Annotated in this window: 6 protein-coding genes; 4 read left to right on the forward strand and 2 right to left on the reverse strand. The window is 65.5% G+C overall.

The genetic code is table 11. The annotated features are described in order from the left end of the window. Positions 1-244 precede the first annotated feature (244 nt). Together EOA27_RS17360 and EOA27_RS17365 are read right to left on the reverse strand one after the other, a co-directional pair. Positions 245-1,042, reverse strand: a complete 798-nt coding sequence (locus tag EOA27_RS17360; protein ID WP_126079859.1) for a transporter substrate-binding domain-containing protein — start codon at positions 1,040-1,042, stop codon at positions 245-247. 57 nt (positions 1,043-1,099) lie between these two features. Further along, positions 1,100-1,915, reverse strand: a complete 816-nt coding sequence (locus EOA27_RS17365; RefSeq protein WP_127256772.1) for an ABC transporter ATP-binding protein — start codon at positions 1,913-1,915, stop codon at positions 1,100-1,102. 210 nt (positions 1,916-2,125) lie between these two features. Here EOA27_RS17365 and EOA27_RS17370 point away from each other — a divergent pair, with 210 nt between their 5' ends. The 4 genes from EOA27_RS17370 to EOA27_RS17385 all read left to right on the forward strand — a co-directional run bounded on the left by EOA27_RS17370 (position 2,126) and on the right by EOA27_RS17385 (position 6,276). Further along, on the forward strand, positions 2,126-2,998 hold the full coding sequence (locus EOA27_RS17370) for a dimethylarginine dimethylaminohydrolase family protein (protein ID WP_127256774.1): 873 nt from the start codon (positions 2,126-2,128) through the stop codon (positions 2,996-2,998). Then, positions 2,968-3,645: a TetR family transcriptional regulator C-terminal domain-containing protein gene (locus EOA27_RS17375; RefSeq protein WP_127256776.1), complete on the forward strand. Its 678-nt coding sequence runs from the start codon at positions 2,968-2,970 to the stop codon at positions 3,643-3,645. The genes EOA27_RS17370 and EOA27_RS17375 overlap by 31 nt, the downstream gene beginning before the upstream one ends. Before the next feature lie 141 nt (positions 3,646-3,786). Further along, positions 3,787-5,367 carry a 5-guanidino-2-oxopentanoate decarboxylase gene (locus EOA27_RS17380; protein ID WP_127256778.1) on the forward strand — a complete coding sequence of 527 codons (1,581 nt, stop codon included), beginning with the start codon at positions 3,787-3,789 and terminating at the stop codon, positions 5,365-5,367. 201 nt (positions 5,368-5,568) lie between these two features. Continuing rightward, positions 5,569-6,276, forward strand: coding sequence for an SDR family NAD(P)-dependent oxidoreductase (locus tag EOA27_RS17385; protein ID WP_127256780.1), 708 nt, complete (start codon positions 5,569-5,571; stop codon positions 6,274-6,276). The last annotated feature ends 50 nt before the right edge of the window (positions 6,277-6,326 follow it).

Below are 6,326 nucleotides of genomic sequence, written 5' to 3' on the forward strand. Positions count from 1 at the left end.
GGCAGGTGGCGCCGATGGCGATCTCGAGCGAATGCAGCAGCCCGACCAGCAGCGTGCCGCCCCAGCCTGGCGCCACCGGTGACAGGAGTTCGATGATGCCGGCCGCCGAGGCCGGAAGAAAGGCGTCGATCAGCTTCACCCCCGGATTGCTGGCAAGCCACTGAAGCCGAAGGTCAGCGGCAAGCGTGCGTGGCAAGGATCGGGCATGGCGCGAACGCCATGCCCTCACTCAGTTGCGAGAGACTCAGTTCGACTGCGTGGCGCCGCCATAGATGTCGAAATCGAAATACTTCTTCGAGATCTCGTCATATTTGCCGTTGGCGCGGATCGCCTTGATGCCGGCGTTGAACTTTTCCTTGAGCGCGGTGTCTTCCTTGCGGATGCCGGCGCCGACACCCGGTCCCAGCACCTCGTCGTCCGGGGCCACCATGCCCTTCAGGTCGCAGCAGGCCTTGCCCTGGTCGGATTTCAGGAATTCGCCGAGCGCGATCGAGTCGGCCTGCACCGCGTCGATGCGGCCGGCGGCCAGATCGTTGTTGGCTTCGTCCTGCGTCTGGTATTCCTTGATCTCCTGCGCGCCGGTGAAGTGCTTCTTGGCGTAGACCGCATGCACGGTCGACACCTGGACGCCGATCACCTTGCCCTTGAGATCGTCCGGCGTGGCGCCGAACTTCTGGTCCTTCGGCCCGATGATTGCGGTCGGAGTGTTGTAGTACTTGTCCGAGAAGTCGATCGTCTTCTCGCGCTCGGCCGTGATCGACATCGAGGAGACGATGGCGTCGATCTTCTTGGTGGTCAGCGCCGGGATGATGCCGTCCCAGGCAACCGGCGTGATGACGCAGTCGAGCTTCTCTTCGGCGCAGACCGCGTCGACGAAATCGATCTCCCAGCCGACCCATTTGCCGCTGGCGTCGGGCGAGGTGAAAGGCGGGTAGGGCTCGGCGGCGACGCCGATCTTGACCTGCTCGGCCTTGGCGACGCCGCCCATCGCCGCGACGCCGAAAAGCAGCGCTGCCGCGAATGTCTTGAGAACAGTCTTCATGTCAGGACTCCCAGTTTGTTGTTGTTCCCGGTTTTTCGCTCCGCTTGATGCCGGCCCCTAGCCGACATTGCGGAGGAATTGTTTGAGCCTTTCGGATTTGGGGGCGCCGAACAGCTGTTCGGGCGGACCCTCCTCCTCGACCAGCCCGTTGTAGAGATAGACGACATGCGTCGCGACCTCGCGGGCGAACTTCATTTCATGCGTCACCAGCACCATGGTGCGCCCCTCGCGCGCCAGATCGCCGATCACTTTCAGCACCTCGCCGACCAGCTCCGGATCGAGCGCCGACGTCGGCTCGTCGAACAGCATGACGCGCGGGTTGATCGCCAGCGCCCGGGCGATCGCGGCGCGCTGCTGCTGGCCGCCGGACAGGAAGGCCGGAAAGACGTCGCGCTTCTCCGCGAGCCCGACGCGGGCGAGCAGCTTCTCCGCCTGAGCGATCGCTTCGTCGCGCTTGACGCCGAGCACATGCACCGGAACCTCGATGACGTTTTCGATCAGCGTCATGTGGCTCCACAGGTTGAAATTCTGGAACACCATGCCGAGCCGGGAGCGGATCCGCTCGATTTGCCGGCGGTCGGCCGGAACGGTATGACCGTGGCTGTCGGCCTTGAGCTTGATCTCCTCGCCATTGACACGGATGATGCCGCTGGTCGGGTTTTCAAGGCAGTTGATGCAGCGCAACAGCGTCGATTTGCCGGAGCCGGAGCCGCCGATGATGGCGACCACCTCGCCGTCGCGCGCCGACAGCGAAACGCCCTTCAGCACATGGAGCTGGCCGAATTTCTTGTGCAGGTTCCCGACATGGATGGCTTCGGCGGCGGCGCTCTGCGCCTTGCCGGATTGGACTGGGGCGGCATCCGCCACGCTCACCGGGCAACCTCTCTATGGTCGAAGGCAGGTCGTCGAACGTCCATCCGGCTAATCAACATACGCTGCACTGCCCACTCCAGACCTCAGCATGGACCCGACAGCGCGAGCCCGTCAATCCCGCTCATTACGGCACTTGCGGCGTTGTTGTGCAAGTGTATAAATAGCCTTTCATGAAATTTTTTCGCTTTTTTTCATCTTAGAAGGGCATCGATGAGCGCTTTCGGATCACAGTCCATGGCGGCGCCGTTGCGGCGCGTGCTGATGCGTTCGGCGGCCAACGCCATGCGCAGCGCCGACAGGGCTGCCTGGCACTATGGCCCGGGTTTCGACCCGGCGAAAGCAGCAATGCAGCACGTGGTCCTTGCCGAACTGGTGGCGGCTTCGGGTGCCGAAATCGAGTGGATCGAGGACAAGGCCGACGGTCTCGCGGATTCGGTGTTCACGCATGACCCATCGCTGGTGACCGATCGCGGCGCGCTGATCCTGTCCATGGGCAAGCCGTTGCGTGCCAAAGAGCCTTCGCTGCATGAGGAGACCTATAGAAGGCTGGGCATTCCGGTCCTCGGCCGCGTCGAGGCGCCCGGCCAGGTCGAAGGTGGCGACTGCGTATGGGTGGATGCCCGCACGCTGGCGATCGGGCGCGGCGTGCGCACCAACCAGGAAGGCATCCAGCAGGTTGCCAACCTGCTGACGCCGCTCGGCATTTCCGTCTACGGCTTCGACCTGCCGCTGTGGCAGGGCGAAGAGGCCTGCCTGCATCTGATGTCGGTGATCAGCCCGCTGGCCGACGACCTCGCGCTGGTCTATTCGCCGCTTCTGCCGGCCCCGTTCTACCAGATGCTGAAGGCGCGCGGCATTCGCCTGGTCGAAGGCGATGCGCAGGAGTTCGCCGCGTCCAACGGCCTCAGCCTGAACGTGCTGCCGACCAGCCCGTTGAAGGTCATTGCCGTGGCCGGCTTTCCAAAGACCAAAGCCGCGATGGAAGCCGCCGGCTGCACGGTTGAGATCTTCGAGGCGGATGCGCTCTGCATCGCCTGCGAAGGTGGACCGACATGCCTGACGCGGCCGATCCTGCGCCAATGAATGCGCCGTCCCGTCGCAAGTTCCGCCGCGAGGGCGAGGAGCGGCGGCGGCAGGATTTGATAGATGCGACCCTGGACAGCGTGGCGGAACATGGCCTCGAGGGCGCCACCGTGCGCACCATCGCCTTGCGCGCCGGCGTCACCGCCGGGCTGATCCGCCACTATTTCCCCGGCAAGGAAGATCTGCTGCGGGAAGCCTATGCGGCGTTGATGGGCCGCATGACCGAGCAGGCGAAAGCGGCATTGCTGATGGAAGACGCCTCGCCCCGCCGGCGACTTGCCGCCTTCGTCACCGCCAATCTCAACGCGCCGATCATCGATCAGCGGGTGTTTTCGCTCTGGGCGACCTTCATCGGCCGTGCCGGCGCCGATCCGACGCTCGCCCGCGCCCACCGGGAGGGCTATCTCGGCTTTCGCAACGAGGTGGAAGGGGTCGTGGCCGAAGTGCTCGCCGCCGAACGGCGTAAGCCGGACGCAAGCGAACTGCGCCACCATGCCATCGCCATCAACGCCATCATCGACGGGCTCTGGATCGAAGGCTGCCTGGCCGGCGAGATGTTCTCGTCTGGCGAATTGGCGGCGATCGGCATCAAAGCCATAGAGGCCGAGCTCGGCCTCGCGCCGGAAAAGCAATTCCAGGAAAAGTGAAGCGGTTTTCCGTCCGGAATTGCGTAGGAAAAAAAGCAATTCCAGGAAAGGTGAGAAGCGGTTTTCCGTCCGGAATTGCGTAAGAGAGAAGAGATAGAGCGGGTCGCTGGAACAGTGACTCGCTGTAACGGGAGAAGACCAATGACCACCATCGGCGAAGCGCTGATCACCTTGCTCGAAGCGCATGGCGTCGACACCGTCTTCGGCATTCCGGGCGTGCATACGGTCGAGCTCTATCGCGGCCTGGCGCGTTCGAGGATCCGTCATGTCACGCCGCGCCACGAGCAGGGCGCCGGCTTCATGGCCGACGGCTATGCGCGCGCCGGCGGCCGGCCGGGCGTCGCCTTCGTCATCACCGGACCGGGGCTGACCAACACCATCACCGCCATGGGCCAGGCGCGTGCCGATTCCGTGCCGATGCTGGTCATCTCAGGCGTCAACGCCACCGATACGCTGGGCAAGGGTCTCGGCTACCTGCATGAGTTGCCCGACCAGCGCGGCATGATGGAAAAGGTCGCGCTGTCTTCCGAGCGCCTCACCGAGGCCGGGCAATTGCCGGGCGCGCTCGCCCGCGCCTTCGCGCTGTTCTCGTCGGCTCGGCCGGGGCCGGTGCATATCGAGATCCCCACCGACGTCATGGTCAAGCCCGCCGACGGCATAGCGGCGGCGCTGAGCAACGCCGCGCCGCCGGCGCCGGACGCGGCGGCGATCGCCGAGGCGGCGAAGTTGATCAGGGCCGCCAGCCGTCCACTGATCCTCGCTGGCGGCGGCGCCAGGAAGGCCGACGCGGCGTTGCAACGCCTGGCCGAGGCGCTCGGCGCTCCCGTGGTCGAGACCGTCAATGCGCGCGGCCTGATGCACGGCCATCCGCTTTGCGTGCCGGCCAGCCCCAGCCTCAAGGCGGTGCGCGCGCTGATGGCGGACGCCGATCTGGTGATCGCCGCCGGCACCGAATTCGGCCCGACCGATTATGACGGCTATGGCGATGGCGGCTTCGTGCTGCCCAGGAACCTGATCCGCATTGATATCGGCGCCGACCAGATCGCGCGCCGGCCGGTGACGGTCGGCATCCAGGCCGATTGCGCCGAGGGCATCGAGGCTTTGCTTGCGGCGGTCGGGCCCGGTCATGTTGCGGCTGGGGATGGCGAGGCTCGCGCCGCCGCGACGCGCCAGGCCGCGCGGGCCGAACTGAAGCCCGAATACCTGGCGCAGGTGCGCGCGGTGGAGATGATCCGCGACGCGCTGCAGGGCACCATCATCGTCGGCGATTCGACCCAGCCGATCTATGCCGCCAACCTCTATTACGACCATGACCGCCCCGGCGGCTGGTTCAACGCCGCGACCGGCTTCGGCGCGCTGGGCTATGGTCCGCCGGCGGCGATCGGCGCAGCGCTTGCCGTTCCGGAAGCGCCCGTGGTGTGCCTCACCGGCGATGGCGGCTTCCAGTTCACCCTGCCGGAGATCGGCGCCGCGCTCGATGCCGAAACGCCGGTGATCTTCGTCGTCTGGAACAATCGCGGCTATCGCGAGATCGAGACCTCGATGCTCGACGTCGGTGTCGAGCCGGTCGGCGTCTCGCCGGCGCCGCCGGATTTCTGCAAGCTCGCCGAGGCCTATGGCATCGCGGCCGAGCGGTTGACCGGAACCGCTGATCTGGCCGAGGCGCTGAAGCGCGCGCGGGCGGCCGGCAAGCCGCGCGTCATCGAAATCACCGTCGACTGAAAGGCTGGTGCGGCCGTCGCCCGGACGGCGCCGGCGGGTCGGCAATTGTCGTCACCGGCCACGACCCCCCACACATGCAAAGACGCTGCGCCAGCCATGTCGATATTTCAATTGAGTGACAGCGCGAAAGGCGCGACGTTCCAGCCTGGGGCGGCATAACCCGAGATATAATCATAAAAAAATGACAGGAGCGCTCAAAGTATGACGGAAACGCTTAACGGCAGACATGTCGTGATCACGGGCGGCACTGGGGCGCTCGGCGGCGCGGTTGTCGGCAGATTGCTGGAGCAAGGCGCGATCTGCCACGTGCCCAATGCCCACGCGGCGGCCCCGCCGCATTTTCCCTACGCAGCCCACGCCAGCGTGCATCTGGCGCACAATGTCGACCTGTCGGATTCGGCCAAGGTCGAGGCCTTCTACCATCAGGTGCCCGAGCTCTGGGCCTCGATCCATCTTGCCGGCGGCTTCACCATGGCGCCGGTCGAAAAGATCGAGTCGGCCTCCTTCGCCGAAATGATGGACACCAACGCCCGCACGACCTTCCTGTGCAGCCGCGCCGCGGTGCGCTCGCTGCTGGCGTCCGACACGGCCGGCCGCATCGTCAACGTTACCGCGCGCGCCGGCCTGGAACCGCGCAAAGGTTCGGGCATGGTCGCCTATACGGCGAGCAAGGCCGCGGTCGCGGCAATGACGGTGGCGATGGCCGAGGAGTTGAAGCACAAGGGCATACTGGTCAACGCCGTGGCCCCCTCGACGCTCGACTCGCAGGCCAACCGCGAAGCCATGCCGGACGCCGATTTCGCCAAATGGGTCAGCCTTGAAGCAGCTGCGGAAGCGATCGCTTACCTGGCCTCGCCCGCAAACCAGGCCATGAGCGGCACGCTGGTCCCGCTCTACGGCAGGGCCTGAGCTCTATCTCTTTTTTTACGCAATTCCGGACGGAAAACCGCTGACACTTT

It is taken from the genome of Mesorhizobium sp. M2A.F.Ca.ET.037.01.1.1 (assembly GCF_003998075.1).
Classification (GTDB): domain Bacteria; phylum Pseudomonadota; class Alphaproteobacteria; order Rhizobiales; family Rhizobiaceae; genus Mesorhizobium.